Origin of the sequence: Xenorhabdus siamensis (assembly GCF_037996745.1) — a bacterium.
GTDB classification, from domain to species: Bacteria; Pseudomonadota; Gammaproteobacteria; order Enterobacterales; family Enterobacteriaceae; genus Xenorhabdus; species Xenorhabdus indica.
On record NZ_JBBMXE010000010.1, the window covers coordinates 228332 to 253522 of the forward strand.

Annotated in this window: 24 protein-coding genes and 1 pseudogene; 20 read left to right on the plus strand and 5 right to left on the minus strand. The window is 42.4% G+C overall.

Annotation, left to right across the window (positions count from 1 at the left end; genetic code table 11):
- The first annotated feature begins 143 nt into the window (after positions 1-143).
- The 7 genes from prmB (at position 144) to AAC852_RS11545 (ending at position 5932) form a co-directional block, all read left to right on the plus strand.
- Positions 144-1076 (plus strand): 50S ribosomal protein L3 N(5)-glutamine methyltransferase, encoded by a 933-nt coding sequence (gene prmB / locus AAC852_RS11515; RefSeq protein ID WP_340621143.1) that lies wholly within the window; start codon positions 144-146, stop codon positions 1074-1076.
- A gap of 162 nt (positions 1077-1238) precedes the next feature.
- Positions 1239-2324, plus strand: coding sequence for a chorismate synthase (gene aroC / locus AAC852_RS11520; protein ID WP_340621144.1), 1086 nt, complete (start codon positions 1239-1241; stop codon positions 2322-2324).
- Positions 2325-2442: 118 nt separating this feature from the next.
- The gene (locus AAC852_RS11525) at positions 2443-3243 is read left to right on the plus strand and encodes a sulfite exporter TauE/SafE family protein (RefSeq protein WP_340621145.1); all 801 of its coding nucleotides are present in this window, start codon (positions 2443-2445) and stop codon (positions 3241-3243) included.
- Positions 3244-3279: 36 nt separating this feature from the next.
- Positions 3280-3831, plus strand: coding sequence for an elongation factor P hydroxylase (locus tag AAC852_RS11530; protein WP_340621146.1), 552 nt, complete (start codon positions 3280-3282; stop codon positions 3829-3831).
- Positions 3832-3852: 21 nt separating this feature from the next.
- Positions 3853-4140 (plus strand): YfcL family protein, encoded by a 288-nt coding sequence (locus AAC852_RS11535; RefSeq protein WP_340621147.1) that lies wholly within the window; start codon positions 3853-3855, stop codon positions 4138-4140.
- Between the two features lie 669 nt (positions 4141-4809).
- Positions 4810-5304, plus strand: coding sequence for a hypothetical protein (locus tag AAC852_RS11540; RefSeq protein WP_340621148.1), 495 nt, complete (start codon positions 4810-4812; stop codon positions 5302-5304).
- A 112-nt stretch (positions 5305-5416) separates the two neighbouring features.
- Positions 5417-5932, plus strand: coding sequence for a GNAT family N-acetyltransferase (locus tag AAC852_RS11545; RefSeq protein ID WP_340621149.1), 516 nt, complete (start codon positions 5417-5419; stop codon positions 5930-5932).
- Between the two features lie 156 nt (positions 5933-6088).
- Here AAC852_RS11545 and mnmC read toward each other — a convergent pair whose 3' ends face one another.
- Positions 6089-8149 carry a bifunctional tRNA (5-methylaminomethyl-2-thiouridine)(34)-methyltransferase MnmC2/FAD-dependent 5-carboxymethylaminomethyl-2-thiouridine(34) oxidoreductase MnmC1 gene (gene mnmC, locus AAC852_RS11550; RefSeq protein WP_340621150.1) on the minus strand — a complete coding sequence of 687 codons (2061 nt, stop codon included), beginning with the start codon at positions 8147-8149 and terminating at the stop codon, positions 6089-6091.
- A 175-nt stretch (positions 8150-8324) separates the two neighbouring features.
- Between mnmC and fabB the strand changes: the two genes are divergently transcribed.
- Positions 8325-9539 carry a beta-ketoacyl-ACP synthase I gene (fabB, locus tag AAC852_RS11555; protein WP_340621151.1) on the plus strand — a complete coding sequence of 405 codons (1215 nt, stop codon included), beginning with the start codon at positions 8325-8327 and terminating at the stop codon, positions 9537-9539.
- 51 nt (positions 9540-9590) lie between these two features.
- Here the strand turns inward: fabB and AAC852_RS11560 are convergent, their stop codons facing one another.
- Genes AAC852_RS11560 through AAC852_RS11570 form a run of 3 tightly spaced genes read right to left on the minus strand, consistent with a single transcriptional unit; the run spans position 9591 to position 12545 of the window.
- Positions 9591-11114, minus strand: a complete 1524-nt coding sequence (locus tag AAC852_RS11560) for a tripartite tricarboxylate transporter permease (RefSeq protein WP_340621152.1) — start codon at positions 11112-11114, stop codon at positions 9591-9593.
- 10 nt (positions 11115-11124) lie between these two features.
- Positions 11125-11556 (minus strand): tripartite tricarboxylate transporter TctB family protein, encoded by a 432-nt coding sequence (locus tag AAC852_RS11565; protein ID WP_340621153.1) that lies wholly within the window; start codon positions 11554-11556, stop codon positions 11125-11127.
- 14 nt (positions 11557-11570) lie between these two features.
- On the minus strand, positions 11571-12545 hold the full coding sequence (locus AAC852_RS11570) for a Bug family tripartite tricarboxylate transporter substrate binding protein (RefSeq protein ID WP_340621154.1): 975 nt from the start codon (positions 12543-12545) through the stop codon (positions 11571-11573).
- A 337-nt stretch (positions 12546-12882) separates the two neighbouring features.
- Here AAC852_RS11570 and AAC852_RS11575 point away from each other — a divergent pair, with 337 nt between their 5' ends.
- The 3 genes and pseudogenes from AAC852_RS11575 to AAC852_RS11585 all read left to right on the plus strand — a co-directional run bounded on the left by AAC852_RS11575 (position 12883) and on the right by AAC852_RS11585 (position 14806).
- Positions 12883-13788 (plus strand): hypothetical protein, encoded by a 906-nt coding sequence (locus AAC852_RS11575; protein WP_340621155.1) that lies wholly within the window; start codon positions 12883-12885, stop codon positions 13786-13788.
- A pseudogene (locus tag AAC852_RS11580) lies at positions 13736-14419 on the plus strand (IS630 family transposase); the annotation flags it as partial. The gene AAC852_RS11575 and the pseudogene AAC852_RS11580, both read left to right, overlap by 53 nt.
- 105 nt (positions 14420-14524) lie before the next feature.
- On the plus strand, positions 14525-14806 hold the full coding sequence (locus AAC852_RS11585) for a hypothetical protein (RefSeq protein WP_340621156.1): 282 nt from the start codon (positions 14525-14527) through the stop codon (positions 14804-14806).
- 173 nt (positions 14807-14979) lie between these two features.
- On the opposite strand, the gene AAC852_RS11590 is transcribed toward AAC852_RS11585, so the two are convergent.
- Positions 14980-15864 (minus strand): DMT family transporter, encoded by an 885-nt coding sequence (locus AAC852_RS11590; RefSeq protein WP_340621157.1) that lies wholly within the window; start codon positions 15862-15864, stop codon positions 14980-14982.
- A 171-nt stretch (positions 15865-16035) separates the two neighbouring features.
- Here AAC852_RS11590 and pdxB point away from each other — a divergent pair, with 171 nt between their 5' ends.
- The 9 genes from pdxB (at position 16036) to purF (ending at position 25144) form a co-directional block, all read left to right on the plus strand.
- On the plus strand, positions 16036-17163 hold the full coding sequence (gene pdxB / locus AAC852_RS11595) for a 4-phosphoerythronate dehydrogenase PdxB (RefSeq protein ID WP_340621158.1): 1128 nt from the start codon (positions 16036-16038) through the stop codon (positions 17161-17163).
- A gap of 88 nt (positions 17164-17251) precedes the next feature.
- The gene (locus AAC852_RS11600) at positions 17252-18262 is read left to right on the plus strand and encodes an aspartate-semialdehyde dehydrogenase (RefSeq protein WP_340621199.1); all 1011 of its coding nucleotides are present in this window, start codon (positions 17252-17254) and stop codon (positions 18260-18262) included.
- On the plus strand, positions 18262-19101 hold the full coding sequence (truA, locus tag AAC852_RS11605; protein WP_340621159.1) for a tRNA pseudouridine(38-40) synthase TruA: 840 nt from the start codon (positions 18262-18264) through the stop codon (positions 19099-19101). The genes AAC852_RS11600 and truA overlap by 1 nt, the downstream gene beginning before the upstream one ends.
- 46 nt (positions 19102-19147) lie before the next feature.
- Positions 19148-19837, plus strand: a complete 690-nt coding sequence (locus AAC852_RS11610; protein WP_422824288.1) for a DedA family protein — start codon at positions 19148-19150, stop codon at positions 19835-19837.
- 151 nt (positions 19838-19988) lie between these two features.
- A complete protein-coding gene (gene accD, locus AAC852_RS11615; RefSeq protein WP_340621160.1) occupies positions 19989-20933 on the plus strand; it encodes an acetyl-CoA carboxylase, carboxyltransferase subunit beta in 945 nt (314 codons plus the stop codon).
- The gene (folC, locus tag AAC852_RS11620) at positions 20926-22230 is read left to right on the plus strand and encodes a bifunctional tetrahydrofolate synthase/dihydrofolate synthase (RefSeq protein ID WP_340621161.1); all 1305 of its coding nucleotides are present in this window, start codon (positions 20926-20928) and stop codon (positions 22228-22230) included. The genes accD and folC overlap by 8 nt, the downstream gene beginning before the upstream one ends.
- Positions 22220-22915 (plus strand): cell division protein DedD, encoded by a 696-nt coding sequence (gene dedD, locus AAC852_RS11625; protein WP_340621162.1) that lies wholly within the window; start codon positions 22220-22222, stop codon positions 22913-22915. The genes folC and dedD overlap by 11 nt, the downstream gene beginning before the upstream one ends.
- Before the next feature lie 190 nt (positions 22916-23105).
- The gene (cvpA, locus tag AAC852_RS11630) at positions 23106-23594 is read left to right on the plus strand and encodes a colicin V production protein (RefSeq protein WP_340621163.1); all 489 of its coding nucleotides are present in this window, start codon (positions 23106-23108) and stop codon (positions 23592-23594) included.
- A gap of 32 nt (positions 23595-23626) precedes the next feature.
- On the plus strand, positions 23627-25144 hold the full coding sequence (gene purF, locus AAC852_RS11635; RefSeq protein WP_340621164.1) for an amidophosphoribosyltransferase: 1518 nt from the start codon (positions 23627-23629) through the stop codon (positions 25142-25144).
- Positions 25145-25191: the final 47 nt, after the last annotated feature.

Below are 25191 nucleotides of genomic sequence, written 5' to 3' on the forward strand. Positions count from 1 at the left end.
TAACGCAGGGTGGTTTTTGTGTTTTTGTTACGCTTACATGAGTCTATGAGCTTAAAATAATTCGCACATTCAGATTGCTGATTTGTGCCATGGATCATGGCAAACTAACGCACTAATGACATTTTTATGGTTTAGAGGTACTTGTGGATAAGATTTTCGTAGATGAAGCTGTTGCAGAGCTGCATACCATTCAGGATATGCTGCGCTGGACAACCAGCCGTTTCAGTGCAGCCAACATCTATTATGGTCATGGAACGGATAACCCGTGGGATGAGGCTTTGCAATTGGTTCTTCCAACATTGTACCTGCCTCTGGATATCCCAGAAAATATGATGATAGCCCGCCTGACAACCACAGAGCGCCATCGTATTGTTGAACGTGTTTTGCGCCGTATCAACGAGCGTATTCCTGTTGCTTATTTGACTAACCGGGCATGGTTCTGTGGGCATGAATTTTATGTTGATGAGCGGGTTTTGGTGCCACGTTCGCCAATTGGTGAGTTGATTAACAATCAGTTTGCCGGATTGCTCCCACAGGCGCCTTCGGCCATTCTTGATTTGTGCACAGGAAGTGGCTGTATTGCAATTGCTTGTGCTCATGCCTTCCCTGAAGCGGAAGTTGATGCGGTTGATATTTCTGCTGATGCTTTGGCCGTTACTGAGCACAATATTGAAAATCATGGGCTTTTACACCGCGTCATACCGATTCAGTCAGATTTATTCCGTGATATGCCTCCGATGAAATACGATCTGATTGTTACCAATCCGCCTTATGTAGATGAGGAGGATATGAGCGATCTGCCGGATGAATTCCATCGTGAACCAGAGTTGGGGCTGGCAGCAGGATGTGATGGATTAGATCTGGCCCGTCGTATTCTTGCCACAGCATCGGATTTCCTCACCGAAGAAGGGGTGTTGATATGTGAAGTGGGTAACAGCATGGTTCATTTGATCGAACAATACCCTGATGTGCCATTCACATGGTTGGCGTTTGAGCATGGTGGTGATGGTGTTTTTATGCTGACACGCAAACAATTGACTGAATATCACGAACATTTTCGTCTATTTAAAGACTAATATTTTGTCATTATGCTAATGGTTAAAGCGTTTTTTCATTAATTTAATTTAAATAGAGTTGATGAAATCAATTAGGCTTTAACCATTGGTTAGGTTATTGTTGGCCAATATCAAATCATTAACACACATCTTTAACGCATAAGAAATAATGGCAGGATAGGAATGGCAGGAAACAGTATTGGGCAGTTTTTCCGTATCACTACATTTGGTGAATCTCACGGGGTTGCATTGGGGTGTATTGTTGATGGTGTTCCGCCGGGTATTGCCATTACAGAAGCCGATTTGCAAATCGATTTGGACAGACGTCGTCCGGGAACCTCCCGCTACACGACACAGCGCCGTGAACCTGATCAGGTACGAATTCTTTCTGGCGTTTTTGAAGGAGTGACAACAGGAACCAGTATTGGTTTATTAATTGAAAACACCGATCAACGTTCACAAGATTACCGTGCGATTAAAGACGTTTTTCGCCCCGGTCATGCAGATTACACCTATGAACAAAAATATGGAGTGCGTGATTATCGTGGTGGTGGCCGTTCATCTGCTCGTGAAACGGCAATGCGCGTTGCTGCTGGTGCGATTGCAAAAAAATACTTGTTTGAAAAGTATGGAATCCGTATCCGTGCCTGTTTGACCCAGATGGGAAATATTCATTGTGAATTGAAAGATTGGGCGCTCGTTGAGCAGAACCCGTTTTTCTGCCCTGATGAAAGTAAACTAACCCAACTTGATGAGCTATTGCGTGCTCTGAGAAAAGAGGGGGATTCCATTGGTGCTAAGGTGACGGTGGTTGCTGAAAATGTGCCCGCAGGATTGGGAGAGCCGGTTTTTGATCGTTTGGATGCAGATATTGCCCATGCTTTGATGAGCATTAATGCTGTGAAAGGGGTTGAAATTGGTGATGGTTTCGGCGTTGTTAACTTACGTGGCAGTGAAAATCGGGATGAAATCACTTCACAAGGTTTTATCAGTAACCATGCGGGGGGCATTTTGGGGGGGATCAGCAGCAGCCAGCCAATTATCGCCCACATTGCTCTGAAACCGACATCCAGCATTATGGTATCGGGTAAGACTATTAATCGTCAGGGTGAAGAGGTAGAAATGGTGACGCGCGGTCGACACGACCCTTGTGTTGGCATTCGGGCGGTTCCTATTGCAGAGGCTATGATGGCGATTGTACTGATGGATCATTTGTTGCGTCAGCGAGCGCAGTGTGCAGATGTAACATCTATACTTCCGAGCTGGTAAATCGGTAATAGTTTTTTCGGGCTATATTTTTCAGGGTATATTTTCTGAGATATAAGCGTCGAACGATACCAAAAGATCTCCTGATGAACAGATAAGTCATTTTCTGGTGAAATAAATAATGGAATGGTCATTACTGGGTCCAGAAGTTTATGGTTTTCTTTTTTTGGTTGCTCTGGTTGCGGGTTTTATCGATTCTATAGCAGGTGGAGGCGGATTATTGACGATTCCTGCTCTATTATCAGCAGGTGTTTCTCCGGTTCAGGCATTAGCAACAGGAAAACTTCAGTCTGTAGGTGGTTCGCTATCTGCCAGCCTGTATTTTATCCGTCGTGGTATAGTAAACCTGCGCTCTCAGCGATTTTCCATTGCTATGGCTGTACTGGGCGGTATGTCGGGGGCATTGCTGGTTCAGTTTGTATCACCGGATTTATTGCGTTACGTCTTGCCTATATTAGTGATGATTATTGGCCTTTACTTTCTGCTAGTACCTAATATTGGTGCAGAAGATCGACAACGTCGTTTGGGGCCGATAGCTTTTGGTTGTCTTGCGGGAGGCGGGATAGGTTTTTATGACGGTGTATTTGGACCGGGAACAGGTTCTTTTCTGGCACTCTCTTACGTAATGCTCTGTGGTTACAATCTGGCTAAGGCAACAGCACATGCAAAAGTGTTAAACTGTGCAGCTAATCTCGGTGCATTAGGTTTCTTTATTCTTGGCGGGCAGGTTTTATGGCTGCTTGGTTTTGTCATGCTGATTGGTCAGATGATTGGTGCCCGTTTAGGCGCGGGTTTGGTATTGAGCAGGGGGCAAAAGTTAATCCGTCCAATGCTGGTGACTATCTCTTTTATAATGAGTATCAAGCTCCTCCATGATCAACATGGTGATACCCTCCGTTCCTGGCTGGCATTTTATTTTTGATTTTAGGATATTTATTTGAGGATATTGTATTAATACATGGCTGGATATCACTATCAACAACTGATTGAAATTTTTGATAATTGTTTTAGCGATGACTATAACACTCGTTTGATAAAAGGTGATAATGAGCCAGTTTATCTGCCCGCAGATGAAGAGGTAGCTTATAACCGGATTGTGTTTGCTCATGGTTTTTACGCCAGTGGATTGCACGAAATTTCGCATTGGTGTATTGCGGGTAAAGAGCGTCGTGAATTGGTTGATTTTGGTTACTGGTATTGCCCTGACGGTCGTGATGCTCAGACTCAAGCGGAATTCGAGAAAGTCGAAGTTAAGCCACAAGCATTAGAGTGGTTATTCTGTGTCGCTGCGGGTTTTCTTTTCAACATTAGTTGCGATAATTTGGACGGCGATTTTGAGCCGGATCGTTTTGCTTTTCAGCGGAAAGTTCATGCGCAAGTCATGGCATATCTTGAAAACGGAATACCCACGCGTGCAGCATACTTTATTCATGCGCTGCAATCGTTTTACAATACGCCTCCACTAAAAGCAGAACATTTCCCTTACCCGGAAGATCCTTTTGCTAACTAAATTGATTTTTGAGGAAAAATAATGCTCGCAGAGTTTGAAACACGCATTCTGGCATATATAGATGATATGGTTGAATATGCCAGTGATGACGAATTATTTGCTGGTGGATACCTCCGCGGGCATCTGACGTTGGCTGTTGCCGAATTGGAACAAGAAGGCGCTAATACTATTGAACAGCTTCACCAGCGTGTAGAAGAAAGTATCCATAAAGCGATTAAGGTGGGAGAATTAACGCCTCCAGATCAAGTTTTAGTTTTAACGACCTGGCAAAAACTATTAGCAAAACTACTGAATAGTGTGAAAATGTGATCTATTGACACTAAAATTATTTCTTGAGGGCTGTTTTGCAGCCCTTATTTTTTATGCAGATAAAGTAAATCTCAATGTTCGGTTACATAAAAGTTCGCAATGGCTCACAATAACTATAATAAAACTGAGAAGCATGAGCCTTTACCGATCCTTTTATAGTGTATATAGATTAAGATAATGTGGTTAGCAGAATTACTGAGAAGGTTTTTAAATCAAAGCTTGTGTGATGTTATTCTTCTTGAGGTGATTAAAATAATTATGTTATTAGTAGAACGCGTGATGATAAAAAAAATTGATGATGGTAAAGTATAGGTCATAGTTTAGTCAATAATTAGGTATTTTTTTAGCTGTATATCCAATAATTTCTGGATTGCCTCAATAAAGGGAAAATATAGATTTTCTATCAGCTTAATCGGAGAGAAAATTTAATCGTATGAAATACGATTAGCTAAATAGAAAATAAACAGATAATTCATAAAAAAATAGAATGAATTATCTGTGAAAGTTCAGAGTTGAAAAGGATATTTCAGGAGATAATGTCATGGGATTGGGAAGTCGCTCTGTGCGAAGTGGATATGGATTTTATACTGGTGATAAGATGTTTTTGTTACCTGAATCGATAAATTTTAGTGCTTCAAGATCGAGGGAAAGGCAAAATATGAATCCAAATTGGAAAAAAATTTTGACAATCTGGAATTAGATGTTTCTCATCTAAAAACGGATGTTTCTCAGTTAAAGACAGACGTTTCTCAGTTAAAGACAGACGTTTCTCAGTTAAAGACAGACGTTTCTCAGTTAAAGACAGATGTTTCTCAGTTAAAGACAGATGTTTCATTATTGAAAGCAGATGTTTCATTGTTAAAAGAAGATGTCTTACTGCTAAAAACAGATGTCTCACAATTAAAAATAGATATGGAAGTTATAAAATCCAATTATGCGACAAAAGCTGATATTGAATCAGTAAAGGTAATTATTCATAATGAAATAACATCTGTAAATAAAGAAATGTCATCTGTACATAAGGAAATATCATCTATGAATAGTAAAATATTATCTATACATAAGGAAGTCTCAGATAAAATAGCGGCCCAGACCAAGTGGATGGTAACAATGATGTTTGGTTTTTCTGGTATTATTATTGCAGCAATGAAATTTATGCTTTGAATAGCTTCTCGAATTAATAAACTGACGTATTTTTAATTCTTATTTATTAGTGGAGTATTTATTTTAATATTATTAATATAACCATCAAATAAATAAATTGTCAGGATAAGTCATGTTTACTATTCGTCAAACACAAACATCAGATGTAAGTCAATTACCTGCAATTGAATATTCTGCTGCACAGTTGTTTCGTTTTATACCTGATTTGGCCTGGATTGCTGGTGGTCATGTACAAACGGAACAACAACATTTGGACTATATTGCTCAGGATAATAGTTGGGTAGCTTTGGGGAAGAGGCATCCGATAGGCTTTATTCTGGTTAAACCTTTGGATGATGGACTGCACATCTTTGAACTGTCTGTGCATGGAGATTGGCAGAGAAAGGGAATAGGTAAGGCGTTAATAGAAACAGTGATTCAGGTTGCTAAACAGCGTAAATTACAGTCTGTGACTTTAACGACTTTCCGTCATGTTAGTTGGAACGCTCCCTTTTATCAACGACTGGGATTTTCCATTTTAGAACCTCAGCAGATGAGTGAAGCATTGAAACAGATTTTACAAGATGAAATTAAATATGGTTTTTCGGCAGTTCAGCGTTGTGCAATGAAACGCTTAGTGATTGCATGAGAAAGCGACAATTGAGTTTTAATTGTTTCAATTAATGCAAATTCAGTGGCATCAGGCATGATTTGTTATGCCTGATACAAATTGAAGCTTATTCGGCGTGTCGTAAAACCTCAGCTTTTACACGATAGCCTCTTAGGGCGGTGAGGATGCCAAAAATTAAGGCTTTTCTGTTTTCACTTTTTTACCGCGTAACAGCTTTCTGACCCAGAAGCGATTCGGGTGCAACGCCGCTAATGTTTCATCATCAAGTGGTAAGGCTTCATTAAATATTTGCCCTGCAAGTAATTCAGCACTTAAAGGAGCAGAACACAAACCTCGTGAACCTAATGCACCAATAACAAATAAATCAGGGTAGCAAGGTGATTCGTCTATTTTTTTCCCGGACTGTATCTGTTGAGGTAAATCGGCGTATTTTGCCATGATTTCACTAAAAATAGGTACATTGCCGACCATTGGCATATGATCCCGAATCACACATCGTATCCCCTGACGGGATTTATCCTCTGAAATGTCAACTTGTTTTACCCAATCAACATCAGGGAGACACTTCAGGAGACGGTCACGATTCTCCTGCTGTTCGGCAGAAGAGTACTGAGTATCTAATTGATCGCGTTGATAACTTGCACCAATACAGTGATGCTGATTTTTGGGATTAACGGGAGTCATATAACCATCGTAACACAGCACACTTTTTAGTTGGCTAAGCAGGTTAGTTGTTGGGATATGGCTGACTTGACCTCGGACTGCGGTAACAGGAAGTTTTTCGGTCTGTTCAAATTGAGCCAGGCAATGTCCATTGGCAATGATAACCACTTTGTGGTTTTTAAGTTGTGTTTGTCCCTGATGTTCAATGTGTAGTTGCCAACCGTTTTCATGCTGAACCAGTCGTGTTATTTCGTGGTTGAAATATGTCCTCATACCACGCTGCTGTGCAAGTTTGATAATTTCTTCAGTCAATTGTGCCGGGTATAACCATCCTCCCTGTGGATAATGGATACCATGATAGTTGACATCTAGTCCGCTGATTTGACTCAACTGTTGACGACCCATTCCAGCAGCAATATCTTCCGGCCATGCTGTGTACAGCATATTGTCGATTTTGTTGTTACTTTTTTCATCATAGGCTATTTGGCTAACACCACACCATTGATGCTCAAATAACACGTTTTCATTAGTCAGTTCATCATATTGACGCCGGGCAAAGGTGAATGCTGAGGTAAAGAAACGTTCTAATGGATCGTGACGACCAGTGAGTAAAGGATAAAGCGCGCCTTGTTGGTTACCTGATGCACCTTGCGCCGGCTGTGTATCCTGGCAGTATAGCGTGACTTTTGCACCACGTCGCAGTAAAGCAAGAGCAGTAAATGCACTGGCAATACCTCCGCCAATGATTGCGATATCATCAGTATGATCAGTGCCAGGGCGGGCAAACCAGGGCATATCCGTTTTGGCGTTGTGAACTGAAGGAGATAAAACGCCTGTCAGCATCTCTCTCTTACGCCCGAATCCCTTGACTTTTGTGACAGTAAAGCCTGCTGCTTGTAGTCCACGGCGTACTAAACCTGCTGATGTGAATGTCGCAAATGTTCCTTCCGGGCGAGAAAATTTTGCCATTGCAGTGAACAGTTGTTCGCTCCACATTTGTGGATTTTTTGCAGGAGCAAAACCATCTAAAAACCACGCGTCAACTTTACCTGTCAGGCCGGAATTTACCTTGGGTAATAGTTCATTTACATCTCCAAACCAGAGATCCAGAGTAATAGCCCCATTATCCAGAATTAACCGATGACAACCTGCAAGTGGTAAAGGCCACTGCTGACATAATTCTTCAGAAAACTTCTGAAGCTCTGGCCAGCGTTGATGTGCACTTTTCAGGTCAGCAATTTTTAATGGGTATTTTTCGAAACTGATATAGTGCAGTCTTTTTAGCGTAGCGTCTGGATATTGCTGTTTGAACTCTGAAAAAGATTGCCAGAGTGCAAGGAAATTTAACCCGGTGCCGAATCCGGTTTCGGCAATAACGCAGTCAGAACGGCAATGTGTGCTAAAACGTTGAGGAAAATGATTGCCTTGTAAAAATACATATATGGTTTCTTCTAACCCATCTTGATTTGAGAAATAAACATCATCAAATTGCTCAGAAATAGGTGTACCCTGTTCATTCCAGCTTAGGGTTGCGCTACTGATAGCACTGTTTTGTACAATACTGTTGTTCAAAATAAGGCCTGTATTGTTGAGAAGAATAACGGAGATTTTAACGGTCTTAGTGCTGTTACACCACTTATGATCAATTGTTCATGATTTTTATCCTGATCGGACTTGTTCAGCGTACAAGTGTACGCTAAAGTGCGAAAAGGAAATCCCGCAGGTAAACATATTGATGAGGTAATTAATGAAACGAGCAGTAATCACTGGTTTGGGCATTGTATCTAGTATTGGTAATAACCAGAAAGAGGTGCTGAAATCTCTGAAAGAAGGCCGTTCCGGGATCACTTTTTCCGAAGAATTCAAAGAAATGGGACTTCGCAGTCACGTATGGGGGAATGTCAAACTGGATACAACAGGTTTGATTGACCGTAAAACACAGCGTTTTATGAGTGATGCTTCTGTTTATGCTTATCTGGCGATGGATGAGGCAATTAAAGATTCTGGTCTTTCTGATGAGCAAGTTTCTAATTTACGCACAGGGCTGGTTGTCGGCTCTGGAGGGGGTTCTCCGCATAATCAGGTTGTCTGTGCGGATGGTATGCGTGCCCGCGGCTTACGGGGAGTCGGGCCTTATATGGTGACACGGACAATGGCTTCCGGTGTTTCTGCTTGTCTGGCAACGCCGTTCAAAATTAAAGGCGTAAATTACTCTATCAGTTCTGCTTGTTCGACTTCTGCACACTGTATTGGTCATGCCGTTGAATTAATCCAGCTTGGTAAACAGGACGTTATTTTTGCCGGTGGTGGTGAAGAAGTGAGCTGGGAAATGGCCTGTGAATTTGATGCAATGGGAGCACTCTCTACCAAATATAATGAAACACCAGATCGAGCTTCCCGTACTTATGATCGGAACCGTGACGGCTTTGTTATTGCTGGTGGTGGCGGTATTGTCGTTATTGAAGAATTAGAACATGCATTGGCTCGTGGCGCACATATATATGCTGAGGTTATTGGCTACGGAGCGAATTCAGATGGTTTGGACATGGTTGCACCTTCAGGTGAAGGGGCTGTGCGTTGTATGAAGATGGCTCTGGATGGTATTGAAGGCGAAGTGGATTATATTAATACTCATGGTACATCAACACCTGTTGGGGATTTGAAAGAGCTGGAAGCGATTAGAGAAGTATTTGGTGACAAGACACCGGCCATTTCAGCAACTAAAGCGATGACCGGGCATTCTTTGGGGGCGGCTGGTGCTCAGGAAGCGATTTACAGTTTATTGATGTTGGAGCATGGAATTATTGCACCAAGTATTAATATCGAAGAGCTGGATGAAAAAGCGCTTGGCATGGATATTATTACTGAACCTACCGAACGCGAACTAAAGACGGTGATGTCTAATAGCTTCGGGTTCGGCGGTACAAATGCCTCTCTGGTAATGCGCAAATATCTGAACTGATTTTCCAAAACTGAAAAGTTTTACTGGCCTACATAAAAGCCAATTCACCAACTATGTGGATTGGCTGTAAATCTTCTCATTTCTCTTACGTTTTTTATGAACTATCCGCAAGATAGGTGGGACGATAATAACCAACACAGCTAAGCCCAACAAAGATTGAGCAATGGTACTACTCCACAAAATATCGAAATTGCCGTTACTGATTGAAAGTGCCCGTCTCAAATTTTGTTCCAGCATTTCACCTAATACAAACCCTAAAATAAGCGGTGACATTGGAAAGTGCATTTTCCTAAGAATATAACCGAACACCCCCAGACCAACCATCAACATCAGATCGAATGTCGTACTGTGTACAGCATAAACTCCGACTGCTGAAACAGTGGCTATGGCCGGTACTAAGAACCACAGAGGGATACTCAACATACGGGTAAATAACCCAATCATCGGAATATTCATGATGAGTAAAAGAATATTGGCGATAAGTAGGGCAGCAATCAACCCCCAGACTATATCCGGTTGCTCCGTAAACATAGCAGGCCCCGGTGTGATGTTATAGAGCGTCAGTGCACCTATCATTACGGCTGTAGTACCTGAGCCGGGGACGCCCAGAGTAAGCATAGGAATGAATGAACCACATGCTGAGGCATTGTTGGCAGCTTCAGGTGCTGCCACACCACGGATATCACCTTTACCAAATGAATCGCTGTTTCCACTAAGCCGTTTTTCTGTCATGTATGTGATTGCGCTGGCAATCGTTGCTCCGGCACCGGGTAGGATACCAACAAAGAAACCAATAATTGAGGAGCGTAATATTGGCCCGGTACAGGTTTGAACTTCTTTTTTGTTAAACAGTAATCGCCCGGTTTTACTTATTACTTTTTGTCCAGTGGAAGTGTTTTCAAGCATCAGCAGAATTTCACTGATAGAGAACAGACCGATCACAACGACAATAAACTGAATCCCATCAGAAAGATGGACATTATCAAACGTGAAGCGATAAATCCCAGTATTAGCATCGACTCCTACCGTAGCTAATCCTAACCCGATCAAAGCAGCCAATAGAGATTTAACAGGATTCTGGCTCATCATGCTGCCAAGACAGGCAATCGCAAAAACCATCAGGGCAAAATATTCAGCAGGCCCGAAAGCCAAAGACCATTTGGCCAGAAGAGGAGCAAACAAAATGATACCAACAATAGCTAAAAGTGAACCACAAAATGAGCTGATTGCTGAGATAGATAATGCAACACCAGCTTGCCCCTGTTTTGCCATTGGGTATCCATCAAGAGCGGTCATAATTGCGGCGGCATCTCCTGGAACATTCAGCAGAATTGAAGATATTCGACCTCCATATTCACAACCAATATAGACCGTTGCCAACAAAATTAAGGCGGATTCTGCGGGTAATTTCAAGGCAAAAGCTAACGGCAATAAAATGGCAACACCATTTATTGGGCCCAGACCGGGGAGTAAACCAACAACTGTACCAATAAAGCAGCCTATTAATGCGATAATCAGATTCTTAGGGATTAATGCGACTTCAAAACCTTGTGTCAGGTATATCCAAGTATCCATTTTATTCTCCTTACCTGAACAGACTACCAATGGGTAGCGTAACATCTAACAGGCGATCAAACACAAAAAAGAGTGATATACCTAAGCTCACACCAGAAATGATTGCAGCGAGAAGTGAGGCGTTAAACAGCAATGCGATGCTGATGGTCAATAACGTTGTCGCCAGAGGAAAGCCTAACCACTCAAATGTTCCTGCATAAAAGATCAGTGAAACTATCAGCAGTAATAAGCGGCGCAGAACTTGTGGTACAGGCCAATGGGTTAATTCAGTTTTTTTGAATAGCAGTAATAGTGCGCATAGTGCCATTAATGAGATAATGGCAAGCGGGAATGGCCGTGGCCCCAGAGGTTCATAGCTGTATTCACTATGAATACCCCAGCCAATGACCAACCCTATTCCACACAGGACTAACCAGATAGCAGCAAAGATACGATCGCTCATGATGGCTATTCCTGTTATTTTGCTAAACCAAAGGATTTAGCCATCTCATGGTATTGGGTAACTTGTTTTTGCACATAATCATCCAACTCTTTACCTGTCATATTGAATTCAAATAGGCCACGTAGTTCGCGTTGTTTTTTAAATTCATCTGTTTGTTGTAATTTGTTGAATGTATCTACCCACCATTGATATTGTTCATCAGAGACTTTGGGACCCATGTAAAAACCACGAATAACTGGCCATACGATGTTGTAGCCTTGCTCTTTGGCTGTCGGAATATTCGCCAAAGCACCGTCAAGCCTTTTATCGGCATAGACAGCAAGAACACGTAGCTTATCACTCGTCAGATAAGGTAGGGTTTCACTGATATCTCCAGAGAAAACCTGAATATGCTTACCCATCAGAGCTGTGATTGCTTCACCACCACCTTCAAAGGCGACATAGCGCATTTTGCGCGGATCAACATTAGCTTGTTTTGCCAGTAAGGCCGTTTTCATCCAGTCCTGACCACCAATGGAAGCTCCAGCGCCAAATACGATGCTGGTAGGATCTTTTTGGAATGTATCAATGAGATCTTTTAATGATTTGTAATGAGAGTCTTTGCGCACAGCAATCATACCATAATCAGTACCAACACTGGCCAGCCAGCGCACATCATTTACGTTATAGCGTCCGAATTTTCCTTGAGCAAGATTTAACAGAGAGCCACCGGAAAAAGCGACAATAGTGCCAGGTTCGGCAGGCCGTTGAGCAACAATAGCATTATAGGCAACGGCTCCAACGCCTCCGGGCATAAATGTCACCCGCATAGGTGAATCAATAGCTTTGGTATCCAGGAATGAGACTTGAACTAACTTGCAGGTTAAATCAAAGCCACCACCGGGTTTAGCAGGGGCAATACATTCAGTTCTGTCAGGAGCACTGACAGCAAAGGTATTGGTACAGAAAAGTAGACCAACAGTAGTGAATAATATTTTGAGTATTTTCATTTTTTATTCCTCACATAGCACCAGTGATGGAAACAATTTTATAAATTTCCGGTGCATTATTATTTATAGAACTGAAATATTCTATTAACAGAAAAAAAGTGTCTAGATGTGACTTTAATCACTTAATTTGAAAGATGTTAATTTTTTTAAATTCCTCAAGATTTTTTGAAGTTATGTAATAGATATTGAAAGTGAAAAGAGTTAACTTTTATGATTCATTAGATTTATTAAAATATAATGTGATGCAATATAAACATATATATGATTACTAAAAGTGACTTTGTATACTTGGAGTATTTTCAGAATATAAAACAATTTTAAAAGAAATAGTAGAAATATGTTTGTTTTAGATATTTATCTAAATAATTTTGATATTAACAAAAATAAATTTATAGATTATAAATGTTTTTCTAATTGTTTGTATTTATTGAAAATAACAATATCCATACTAAAATTATATATGGGGATTAGAATGATTAAAGTAACATTATTGACTTTTTCTGGACTGGAAGATTATTACTGGTATTACTATGATCTCGATTATGAAATGAACTCAAGATGGTTACTGGGATTATTCAGGGATAATATTAAGGGAATTAACTTTGGAGACACTTGTGGAAAACTTGGATTCTCTGGTTTTTTAGTCGAAATTGATGGCACTGAGCAGACAATCGCACATAGTTATGGATTGACTAATTCTTTTTATATATGTGATGGAAGAGCGCCCGATCTTTATCAAAGTAGATATCTTGGCTTCACTTTAATGGAGTCCTCTAACCAAAGCGGTAACTTTAAGGATTTGATATTTCAGGATATAATTAACCTTCAGCCAGATGCTTCTGATTGTTCTGAGGGAGACGATCCAGATGAAGATCTGCATAGTGAAAAAAGACATACTTTACACGATGTAAATAATGATGAGCTCTATACAGTAAATATTTTGAGTCCGAAAACGGGTAAATTGATTGCTGTACAGGCGGGTTTGTTCAATACAACTTTCTGGAATACACCCGAAAAGCAGAAATTATATAACTGTTATTCTTACGCCTGTAATTATGCAGGTAGGAATTATTCTCAACCGGGAGGGAATACCGAGAAACTTTTACAAGAACGTACTATGAAAGTTGTTATATACCAATCATCATTGAAGATGCTTGATTTCTTATCCGAATCAGATCATGCTTGCAACCATGAAAATTCATCTGACACCAGACCAAAAACACGCCCTCGAACTGATGCATGATACAACGCGTGATGGACGCGTTCGCGACCGCATCAAAGCGGTTCTTTTGGCTTCCGAGGGCTGGACTGCTCAGATGATTGCTCAGGCCTTACGTATTCATGAAAGCACTGTCAGTCGTCATCTGAAAGATTATTTCAGTCAGGAAAAACTCGCCCCTGAAAATGGCGGTTCTGAAAGCCATCTGTCTGCCCGGCAAACCGCTGAACTGGTGGATTATTTGACGGTGAATCTGATGCATACTACCGCACACATTGTGGCCTATGTCCAGGCACGCTGGCAGGTTTCGTTTACCGTGGCCGGGATGACCAAATGGCTTCACCGTCAAGGGTTCAGTTACAAGAAGCCGAAAGGGGTTCCTCATAAATTTGATGCGGATAAACAGCAACAATTTATTGAGGCCTACCACGCCCTGAAAGACGAATTCGGTCAGAATGAGCCGATTCTGTTTATTGATGCTGTGCATCCCTCACAGTCTACAAAATTAAGCTATGGCTGGATAAAATCAGGGGTAAAGCACGTCAAAATGATTGAAACTACAGGCAGCCGTACCCGACTCAACATCATGGGCGCCCTTAATTTACAGTGTATTGAAGAGACTATTATTCGTGAATATCCGAGCATTAACGCGGAAAAAGCGGGTGAACTCGCTTGTCGATTGAATGATAATTTCCAGATTTTGAAACCGGCATCTTCAAGTTAGATTGGTATAGATGGTGCAATTTCAGATGGATTAATTATGTTGGATGATTATAAAGATGAAAAATACTATCCGAACCATGTTGTAGCCCTTTTTGCTACTGATGATTATGCAGATGACTGGGACTACCATTGGTATCGATTGGTTTTAAATAATAAGCACGAACGCTCTCATATTTGGGCTCATAAACCGGGGAAAATGTCAGTCAGAAAAACGGATAATAAGAATGAAATGATAAAAGATCCCCGTAATGCAGCGCGTGGGAAGTATACCCAATTCGGAGGATATTTTATAGTAAATAATCAAGTGAAAATAAAATAATCAGTTAACATGAGATTCTTATATAAATTGTATAAAATTAATTTAGATATTCAATACCTGGTTTATTTTCTTTAGTCATGTTAGAAGCTATTTTATCATGATAACTATTTTCAATTATCGCCCAGTGAAACATTGGGCGATAATTGGTAAAAGTATTGTTGACAAAATGCTATTTAAGTTTTCTGACGAGTTATTGGGATACGTAATTGTTGAGCAAGAATTACACCAGCCAGCACAATACCCCCACCAATCAGATGATAGCTAGACATTTCCTCATGGAGTACCGCGATGGCAATAATTGCGGTGAAAACCGGAGCAAGGTTCATAAAGATTGAGGTCATATTAGCTCCAAGGCGAATAACCCCTTGTATCCACAGATAAGGTGCAATAATTGAAGCCGGAATACCTGCAAACAGCACAAGAGAAATATTATTGCTGGTTAACCGGATATCTTCTGTCATCATGAAGTTAGGCAAAAGTAATAAGACTCCAAATCCGATCTGTACATAGAGTGATTGCCAATTCGGTAATGAAATTGCCCAGCGTTTGGTCAGAACGCCGTACAGAGCGTAGGCTGCTGATGCAATAAACATCATTATATCCCCTGACCCTAATCCGTGTTGTAACAGAGAAGCAGGTTCTCCTTTGCCAACTAACCATATAAGGCCAAACAGGGAAAAAGCTGTGCCGAGCATAATTCCAACTGTCGGGGCAACTCGCAGGACAAAAATACTGAGTATGACAGTCAACAATGGGATCAACGAAGTAAAGATCCCTATCAGTGTTGCACTGACAGTATGAGCAGCGTAGTAAACTAGACTTTGATTAAGAACCATACCGAGGGAGCCGAGGATCAATAACTTCCACCAATATCGGGTAAGCATTTTCCACTGTTTTAGTACGGGTAATAAGATAAAAGGAGTTAAAGCCAAAAAAGCGATGAACCAGCGATAGAAAGCGATAGCAGCAGGTTCAATTGAAGTGGCAGCGGCTTTACTGACCACGGCGTTAATTGACCAAATTAGTATAGCAATAAGGGGAAATAATAGATTCTTCATTGAGTTAAATCGTGTGTATCAGAATATCGTGTACTTAGTGTAACAATGAGCAATAGATTTCGCGTGACTTTTAACAAAGAAGCAACTCAAAAGAAAAAGCGGAATTAGGTATTATGCCGATTAAATGGCAGAATATTGGATCACGCCCATTTAAGCCGTTGGATGAGAAAAGTGAAAATTTTAGTCGATGAAAATATGCCCTATGCTGAACAGCTCTTTACGCAATTAGGGGAAGTTCAAGCAATTCCGGGCCGCCCTGTGCCTGAGGGGGTTTTGGAACATGCAGATGCCTTTATGGTTCGCTCTGTCACTAAAGTTAATGAGTCCTTGCTAAAAGGTAGTCCGGTGAAATTTATCGGTACTGCTACTGCCGGAATGGATCATGTTGATCAGCAATGGTTGGAGCAGGCAGGCATCGGTTTCTCCGCTGCTCCCGGATGTAATGCAATTGCTGTGGTTGAATATGTCTTTTCTGCATTGATGGTATTGGCAGAACAAGATCAGTTTCAACTGAAAGATAAAATTGTCGGCATTGTTGGTGTCGGTAATGTCGGGGGACGTCTGGCTGACCGACTGGCTGCTTTGGGCGTGAAAACCTTGTTGTGTGATCCACCTCGTGCCGATCGGGGAGATGAAGGCGAATTTTGGCCTTTGGAAAAGCTGATCAGGGAAGCAGATATTCTGACGTTCCATACGCCGCTTAACACATCAGGCCCTTATCAAACTTATCATTTAGCAGATGCAAAATTACTTTCTGCTCTGCCGGACAACCGAATTTTAATTAATGCCAGCCGTGGTGAAGTGGTTGATAACCAAGCATTGTTATCAGTGCTGCAAAACGGAAAAAAATTACGTGTCGTACTTGATGTCTGGGAACCAGAGCCTAACCTTTCATTACCTTTGCTTAACTTGATTGATATCGGTACACCGCATATCGCGGGATATACTCTGGAAGGTAAGGCTCGTGGCACAACTCAGGTTTTTGAGGCGTATTGTGAATTCCTGGGGAAATCACAGAAGACAGAATTATCTGAGTTGTTGCCTGAGTCTGATTTCAGCCATATCACGGTTCATGGCGAAGTGGCACAAAGCATCCTGAAGCGCTTGATGCATTTAGTGTATGATGTGCGCCGTGATGATACACCATTACGTCAAGTAGCCGGGCAGGAGGGTGCTTTTGACCAGTTGCGAAAAAATTATCCTGAACGTCGAGAGTGGTCTTCCCTGACCGTGCATTGTGATTCAGAAAGCAGTGCTCAATTACTGTCCAGAATTGGGTTTAACGCTAAATTGATTTAACGCAAAAGTGATTTAATGCAGGCAGAAGTTTTTGCCTGCTACCAAAATAAAAAAGCAGTGGAATAAAAAAGAAGTGGAGAAAACCAACATGTCAGAAGGTTGGAATATTGCGCTCTTGGGTGCAACAGGCGCAGTAGGTGAAGCGATATTGGCGTTATTGCAGGAACGCCAGTTTCCGGTTGGTGAACTGCATCTTCTTGCCAGTGAGCAAAGTATCGGGAAAATCCAACGTATTAACGGTAAAAATATCACTGTTCATGATGCCGCAGATTTTGATTGGTCACAGGTACAGCTCGCATTTTTTGCTGTGGGTATGGAAGTGACAGCACAATATATTACAAAAGCAACAGAAGCAGGTTGTCTGGTCATTGACAGTAGTGGGTTGTTTGCAGCAGAACCGGATGTTCCGTTGGTTGTCCCGACAGTGAACCCGTATGCTTTAGCTGAATATCGTAACCGTAACATTATTGCGGTTGCCGATAGTGCTACAAGTCAGGTGCTGACAGCTATCAAACCGTTAATTAATGCTGCGGGTATTGCACGTTTACAGTTAACCAATATATTGCCTGTTTCCGTACATGGTAAAGCTGCCATTGAAGAGTTGGCAGGGCAAAGTGCTCGTTTATTGAATGGTATTCCGCCCGATGAAGGATGTTTCAATAAGCAGTTGGCGTTTAATCTACTACCTTTATTGCCTGATGCTGAAGGCACAGTGCGCGAAGAGCGTCGTATCGTCGATCAGATCCGCCGGATATTGCAGGATGAAAGTTTGCCTGTTTCAGTGAGTTGTGTTCAATCTTCCGTGTTTTACGGTATTGCTCAGATGGTTAATCTGGAAACATTGCGTCCGGTTGGTGTAGAAGAAGCGCGTGGAGAATTTGAACGTCTTGAAGAAATTCAGCTCTCGGAAGAGGGCGATTATCCAACTCAGGTTACAGATGCATCAGGTACTGATGGGTTGAGTATCGGTTGTTTGCGTAATGATTACGGAATGCCGGAGATGTTACAGTTCTGGTCTGTTGCCGATAATATCCGCTTTGGCGGTGCTCTGATGGCGGTTGAAATCGCAGAAAAACTGATGCAGGAGCAATTTTACTGATGTCTGCTACAGAACTGAATCAGTCTGTACCAGAAGCAAAAAAAGTGAAAATTGCACTGGGGATTGAATATGACGGCAGCCGCTATTATGGTTGGCAGCGTCAGCAAGAGGTCAGAAGTGTACAGGAATGTTTGGAAAAAGCACTGTCAAAAGTGGCAGATGAACCTATTTCTGTTTTCTGTGCGGGCAGAACGGATGCAGGTGTTCACGCAACCGGGCAGGTAGTGCATTTTGAAACATTAGCACAACGTAAAGATGCAGCATGGACAATGGGAGTTAATACTCATTTGCCGCCGGATATTGCAGTACGTTGGGTAAAAACGGTAGATGATGAATTTCATGCCCGTTTCAGTGCAACGGCACGCCGGTATCGGTATGTTATTTTCAACCATCGTTACCGTCCTGCGGTACTGGCGAAAGGTGTCACGCATTTTCATTATCCGCTGGATGAGAGAAAAATGCATGAAGCGGCACAATGTCTGTTGGGAGAGAATGACTTCACTTCTTTCAGGGCAGTTCAGTGTCAGTCCAATTCGCCGTGGCGTAATCTGATGCATATTAATGTCAGTCGTCATGGGCATTATGTGGTTGTTGATATCAAGGCCAATGCTTTTGTTCATCATATGGTGCGCAATATTGTTGGCAGCTTGTTGGAAATTGGTTGTGGTAATCAGGGCATCCAATGGATGGCTGAATTGCTGGCACTGAAAGACCGGACAAAAGCAGCCGCAACAGCTAAAGCTGAAGGGCTGTATTTAGTTGCAGTAGATTATCCTGTCCATTTTGACTTGCCTGAGCCTGTTATGGGGCCCTTGTTTTTGGCCGATGAATTAATCTGATATTTTCGAATGATGACAGGGATGTTTGAGCATAACGAGGAATATTATGGAGTTGTTTACTCATTTTATTGATTTCGCGAAGTTCATTGTCGATTTTATTTTACATATTGATGCCTACTTGGCCGAATTGGTTGCTGATTATGGTTATTGGGTATACGGCATCTTATTTTTAATCGTATTTTGCGAGACTGGGCTGGTGGTTACACCATTCTTGCCGGGAGATTCTCTGCTATTTGTAGCGGGAGCACTATCGGCATTAGATTCTAACGATCTTAACGTGCATATTATGGTGGCGTTGATCATCATTGCGGCTATTATCGGTGATGCCATAAACTATACTATTGGGCGAATTTTTGGTGAGAAATTGTTTAATAACCCGGATTCCAAGATTTTTCGCCGTAGCTATCTGGATAAAACCCATCAGTTTTATGAAAAGCATGGTGGAAAAGCAATAATTCTGGCGCGATTTGTGCCAATCATCCGAACATTTGCGCCATTTGTTGCCGGGATGGGGAAAATGTCTTATCGCCATTTTGCTGCTTATAATGTCATTGGCGCGTTTGTATGGGTATTATTGTTCACTTATGCTGGTTATTTATTCGGTGATATGCCGGTTGTTCAGAAGAATCTGAAACTATTGATTGTTGCAATTATCTTTATTTCTATTCTGCCTGGGGTTATTGAAATTTGGCGTCATCGCCGTGCCGCATCGAAAAAAGTGGTAGATAATAATTAGATAACCATCAAACAGGTTTGAGCAGTTTTTTGTCCACACTGTTATAGCATTGTGGTTTAATGGCACGTAAAACATAAGCTGGCAGATACTCAAGTATACCGAGCATACATTGTTAAAAGTATATGCCAGAATTAGACGGAAAGGTTCATTAATGAGCTGGATTGAAAAAATTCTAAATAAAAGCAAAATAATGCAAACTCGTAAGGCTAGTATTCCTGAAGGAGTTTGGACAAAATGCGACAGTTGCAGTCAGGTACTTTACCGCGCTGAGTTAGAGCGTAATCTGGAAGTGTGTCCGAAATGTGACCACCATATGCGAATTTCTGCCCGTCAGCGTTTGCAGGCATTTCTGGATGAAGAAAGCACGACAGAGTTAGGCAGTGAATTGGAGCCTAAAGATATCCTGAAATTCCGCGACATTAAAAAATACAAAGATCGTTTGGCTGCGGCCCAGAAGCAAACTCAGGAAAAAGATGCCCTGATCGTGATGAAAGGTACACTACACGATATGCCAGTGGTGGCTGGTGCATTTGAGTTTAACTTTATGGGAGGTTCAATGGGGTCAGTTGTGGGAGCACGTTTTGTTCGCGCAGTTGAACAGGCGTTGGAAGACAACTGCCCATTTGTCTGCTTTGCTTCCAGTGGTGGGGCACGTATGCAGGAAGCGCTGATGTCGCTGATGCAGATGGCAAAAACCAGTGCTGCGTTGGCGAAAATGCAGGATCGGGGTTTACCTTATATCTGTGTTCTGACTAACCCGACAATGGGGGGGGTGACCGCCAGTATGGGGATGCTAGGTGACATCAATATTGCAGAGCCTAAGGCACTGATCGGTTTTGCAGGCCCACGGGTTATTGAACAAACCGTACGTGAAAAATTGCCAGAAGGTTTCCAGCGCAGTGAGTTTCTGCTGGAAAAAGGAGCAATTGATATGATCGTACGTCGCCCGGAAATGCGGGAAAAAATCGCTAACCTGCTTGCAATGCTGACTCATCAGCCACAACCCGGTACGAAAACAGAAGTGACAGAAATTGTTGCTGAATCTGCTGACGTCGAAGTTGACACAAACATCAATCCTAATAAAGAAGATGTCTGATACTTTACAAACTCCTCAAGCCACGTCGTCACTAATGACGTGGCTTTCCTATCTTGGAAATCTGCACTCGAAAGCTATCGATATGGGGCTTGAACGTGTAGGAACACTCGCCAGGCAGTTGGATCTATTACATCCGGCACCAAAAGTCATTACGGTGTCCGGCACGAATGGAAAAGGCACAACCTGTCATACCCTTGAATCCATTTTTCTGGCTGCTGGCCTGAAAGTGGGGGTGTACAGCTCACCGCATTTGGTGCGTTATACCGAACGGGTACGTATTCAGGGGAATGAACCGACAGAGCAGGATTTTTGCCGTGTCTTTGCGGATATTGAATCTCAGCGTGGTGATATTTCCTTAACCTATTTTGAATACGGTACATTGGCAGCATTGCAGCTTTTCAAAGAAGCTGACCTTGATATTGTGATCCTCGAAGTAGGCTTAGGCGGCCGTTTGGATGCGACTAATATTGTGGATGCTGATGTTGCGGCGATCACCAGTATTGCGTTGGATCATACGGACTGGCTCGGAGCAGATCGCGAGCATATCGGGCGTGAGAAAGCCGGTATTTTCCGTCGTGATCACTTTGCTGTCGTCGGTGAACCTGATATGCCTCACTCCATTGCGGCAGTGGCCGATGAACTGGGTGCGAATTTGTTCCGCCGTGGTGCCGATTGGGACTTTTCACAAGATCAAGATAAAGAAAGCTGGCACTGGCGAACAGCGACCCAACAATTTAATTCGTTACCTATGCCTAATCTGCCATTGGCTAACGCAGCAACGGCAATGGGCGTGATTCACTGTTTGTTACAGCAGAATGATAAAATCAGTCAGGCAATTGATGAACGCGCACTGCATGAAGGCTTAAAACGAGCCCAATTGGCGGGACGTTTCCAAATCATCAGAGAAAACCCACTGGTTATTCTGGATGTGGCGCACAATCCCCATGCGGCCGATTATCTGACACAAAAACTGGCTGAATTACCCCGTTCACCGGACAGCAAAATACGGGGTGTTGTCGGTATGCTGCAAGACAAAGATATTACGGGGACGCTTGCCTGTCTTTCCCGGCAAATTGACGAATGGTATTGTGCATCATTACATGAACTTCGGGGGGCAGAAGCACAGATGCTGGCTGAACATCTTTCCGGAGCCCGGACATTCACGGAAGTCGAGCAGGCATGGGATCAAGCCATGGAAGACGCATCAGAACAAGATATCATTGTGGTTTGTGGCTCTTTCCATACTGTTGCTCATGTTATGGAATCATTGGAGGAGATGAAGGGACGTGGCAAGTAAGTTTCAAAATCGTTTAGTCGGAACCATCGTTCTTGTGGCACTGAGTGTCATCGTGCTGCCGATGCTGTTTGACGGCGATAAGAAATACAATGAGGAAAAATTCGCTTCTATTCCATTAGTGCCTAAGCCTGGTGATGAAGAGAATATTGATTCTATTCCGCCACTGACTCAAAGTATGCCATCTACACCACCGGAAGGTGCAGCTGAGGCGATGCAGACACAAGCTCAGGAGCAACAGCCAGAAACAGACATGTTGTCTGGTTCATCATCGTCGGAATCTGCGCCACTGGTTTCAACTCCTGTTACAATCACTCAAGATCCCAAGCCGACAAGGCCTGAATCTCCCTCTATGCAGAAAGTGGAAACTAAGCCAGAAGTCAGGCCACAGGTTAAGCCTGCCAGCAGGCCAGAAGCGAAGTCTCAACCTGTAGAGCAGGCACCACAAGCAGTAGCCTATGTTGTCCAGCTTGGTGCGTTAAAAAATGCAGATAAGGTAAATGAGATAGTATCCAGGCTGCGTTTGTCGGGGCATCAGGTTTATACTATCCCTTCTTCTCCGGTACAGGGGCAATTGACCCGGATTTATGTCGGGCCTAACGCCTCAAAGCAGGCTTTGGCATTTGTTTTACCTGAATTGAAAGAGTTAACGGGTTTGCAGGGGCAAATCAAAAATTATAAACCCTAAAAAAGGGATCTTTCATGCGAAGCTAAAATCGCCCGTGAAAGATCAATAGCCTGATTTTAGCGCTGATAAAGGTTAGGATGACGATTCCTTAATTATTTTTAGTACAGCGATAAATCTGCTACGCAAACGTTTTCGTTTTCTGTTAGAATGCGCCCGGCCTGAGTGTCGGGAGCCTATTTTGGATTAAAATATGGTCTGGATTGATTATACGATTATTGCCATTATTGGTTTCTCTGCACTGGTTAGCTTGATTCGCGGTTTTGTTCGTGAAGCACTTTCTCTGATGACTTGGGGATGTGCTTTCTTTGTTGCAAGTCACTTTTATACTTATCTGGCGGTTTATTTCACTCGCCTTGAAGATGAGTTGGTGCGTAATGGCGTAGCGATTGCTATCTTATTTATTGCAACATTGATCGTTGGCGCAGTAGTAAACTATGTCATTGGTTCACTTGTTCAGCGAACAGGCTTATCAGGTACAGATCGGGTTCTGGGGATCTGTTTTGGGGCATTGCGTGGTGTGTTAATTGTTTCTGCCATTCTATTTATTGCGGATTCTTTTACACCACTTCCCCAAAGTACGGACTGGCAGCAGTCACAACTGATCCCACAGTTCAGTCAAATTATCAGGTGGTTTTTTGACTACCTGCAAAATGCGTCGAGTTTCCTACCGGAGAAATAATCCTCTCCGCCTGACTGATGAGGAAAGACTACATGTGCGGTATTGTTGGTATCGTTGGTTTTACATCGGTTAACCAGTCGATTTATGATGCATTAACGGTGCTTCAGCACCGTGGACAGGATGCAGCAGGTATTGCGACTATTGATGGTAACAATGAGTTCCGTTTACGTAAGGCCAATGGCTTGGTTAAAGATGTGTTTGAAACACGACACATGTTACGTTTACAGGGGACAATTGGAATAGGGCATGTCCGTTACCCAACAGCGGGTAGTTCCAGCGCTTCTGAAGCACAACCTTTCTATGTGAATTCTCCTTTTGGTATCACGTTGGCACATAATGGCAATCTGACAAACTCTCATGAATTGAAAAAAATCCTGTTTGAAAATGCCCGTCGCCATGTTAATACCACTTCTGATTCTGAAATCCTGCTGAATGTTTTTGCTGATGAATTAACTAAATTCCCGCATTTCCCATTAGAGCCAGATAATATCTTCGCGGCAGTAGCGGCAATGCACCGGAGAATTCGTGGTGCTTATGCCTGTGTTGCTATGATTATTGGGCATGGTCTGGTAGCTTTCCGTGATCCAAACGGTATCCGGCCTCTGGTGTTGGGGAAACGCACACTGGCCGATGGACGCAATGAATATATGGTGGCATCAGAAAGTGTGGCACTCGATACCTTAGGGTTTGAGTTCCTACGGGATGTCGCTTCTGGCGAAGCAATTTATATCACTGAGCAGGGGCAATTATTTACTCGCCAGTGTGCAGAAAATCCTTCATTAACACCTTGTCTGTTCGAATTTGTTTATTTTGCCCGTCCTGACTCCTTTATTGACAAAATTTCTGTCTATAACGCACGGTTACGTATGGGTAGGAAACTGGGTGAAAAAATTGCCCGTGAATGGGAAGACTTACAGATAGATGTTGTGATCCCTGTTCCTGAAACATCTTGTGATGTGGCACTGGAGATTGCCCATATTCTGGATAAACCTTACCGTCAGGGATTTGTTAAAAACCGTTATGTCGGACGCACTTTTATTATGCCCGGTCAGCAGGAGCGCCGAAAGTCAGTTCGGCGTAAACTGAATGCCAATCGTGCGGAATTCCGGGGTAAAAATGTATTGTTGGTCGATGATTCTATTGTACGTGGTACGACTTCAGAACAAATTGTGGAGTTGGCGCGTGAAGCGGGTGCTAAGAAAGTCTATTTTGCTTCGGCTGCGCCTGAAGTTCGTTTCCCGAATGTGTATGGGATCGACATGCCCAATGCTAATGAATTAATTGCTCACGGCAGGGAAATCAATGAAATTCGCCAGCTCATTGGTGCTGATGCGTTGGTATACCAAGATCTCACTGATCTGATCACTGCGGTGCGTGAAGAAAATCCAGATATTGAAAGATTTGAATGTTCAGTTTTTGATGGTATCTATGTCACAAAAGACATTGACCAGATTTATCTCGATTATCTGGAAAATCTGCGTAAGGATGATGCTATGAAATTACGCGGACAGAGCGAAATTGAGAGTTTAGAAATATATAATGAAGGATAATTATATTCCTATTATCATTGAGTTATTTCTGATATTTCAGAGGGACA

Coding starts and splice junctions, on each gene's coding strand:
- aroC (WP_340621144.1), top strand. CDS start 1,239: ATGGCAGGAAACAGTATTGGGCAGTTTTTCCGTATCACTACATTTGGT.
- AAC852_RS11525 (WP_340621145.1), top strand. CDS start 2,443: ATGGAATGGTCATTACTGGGTCCAGAAGTTTATGGTTTTCTTTTTTTG.
- AAC852_RS11530 (WP_340621146.1), top strand. CDS start 3,280: ATGGCTGGATATCACTATCAACAACTGATTGAAATTTTTGATAATTGT.
- AAC852_RS11535 (WP_340621147.1), top strand. CDS start 3,853: ATGCTCGCAGAGTTTGAAACACGCATTCTGGCATATATAGATGATATG.
- AAC852_RS11545 (WP_340621149.1), top strand. CDS start 5,417: ATGTTTACTATTCGTCAAACACAAACATCAGATGTAAGTCAATTACCT.
- fabB (WP_340621151.1), top strand. CDS start 8,325: ATGAAACGAGCAGTAATCACTGGTTTGGGCATTGTATCTAGTATTGGT.
- AAC852_RS11560 (WP_340621152.1), bottom strand. CDS start 11,114: ATGGATACTTGGATATACCTGACACAAGGTTTTGAAGTCGCATTAATC.
- AAC852_RS11565 (WP_340621153.1), bottom strand. CDS start 11,556: ATGAGCGATCGTATCTTTGCTGCTATCTGGTTAGTCCTGTGTGGAATA.
- AAC852_RS11570 (WP_340621154.1), bottom strand. CDS start 12,545: ATGAAAATACTCAAAATATTATTCACTACTGTTGGTCTACTTTTCTGT.
- AAC852_RS11575 (WP_340621155.1), top strand. CDS start 12,883: ATGTTTGTTTTAGATATTTATCTAAATAATTTTGATATTAACAAAAAT.
- AAC852_RS11585 (WP_340621156.1), top strand. CDS start 14,525: ATGTTGGATGATTATAAAGATGAAAAATACTATCCGAACCATGTTGTA.
- AAC852_RS11590 (WP_340621157.1), bottom strand. CDS start 15,864: ATGAAGAATCTATTATTTCCCCTTATTGCTATACTAATTTGGTCAATT.
- AAC852_RS11600 (WP_340621199.1), top strand. CDS start 17,252: ATGTCAGAAGGTTGGAATATTGCGCTCTTGGGTGCAACAGGCGCAGTA.
- truA (WP_340621159.1), top strand. CDS start 18,262: ATGTCTGCTACAGAACTGAATCAGTCTGTACCAGAAGCAAAAAAAGTG.
- AAC852_RS11610 (WP_422824288.1), top strand. CDS start 19,148: ATGGAGTTGTTTACTCATTTTATTGATTTCGCGAAGTTCATTGTCGAT.
- accD (WP_340621160.1), top strand. CDS start 19,989: ATGAGCTGGATTGAAAAAATTCTAAATAAAAGCAAAATAATGCAAACT.
- folC (WP_340621161.1), top strand. CDS start 20,926: ATGTCTGATACTTTACAAACTCCTCAAGCCACGTCGTCACTAATGACG.
- cvpA (WP_340621163.1), top strand. CDS start 23,106: ATGGTCTGGATTGATTATACGATTATTGCCATTATTGGTTTCTCTGCA.
- purF (WP_340621164.1), top strand. CDS start 23,627: ATGTGCGGTATTGTTGGTATCGTTGGTTTTACATCGGTTAACCAGTCG.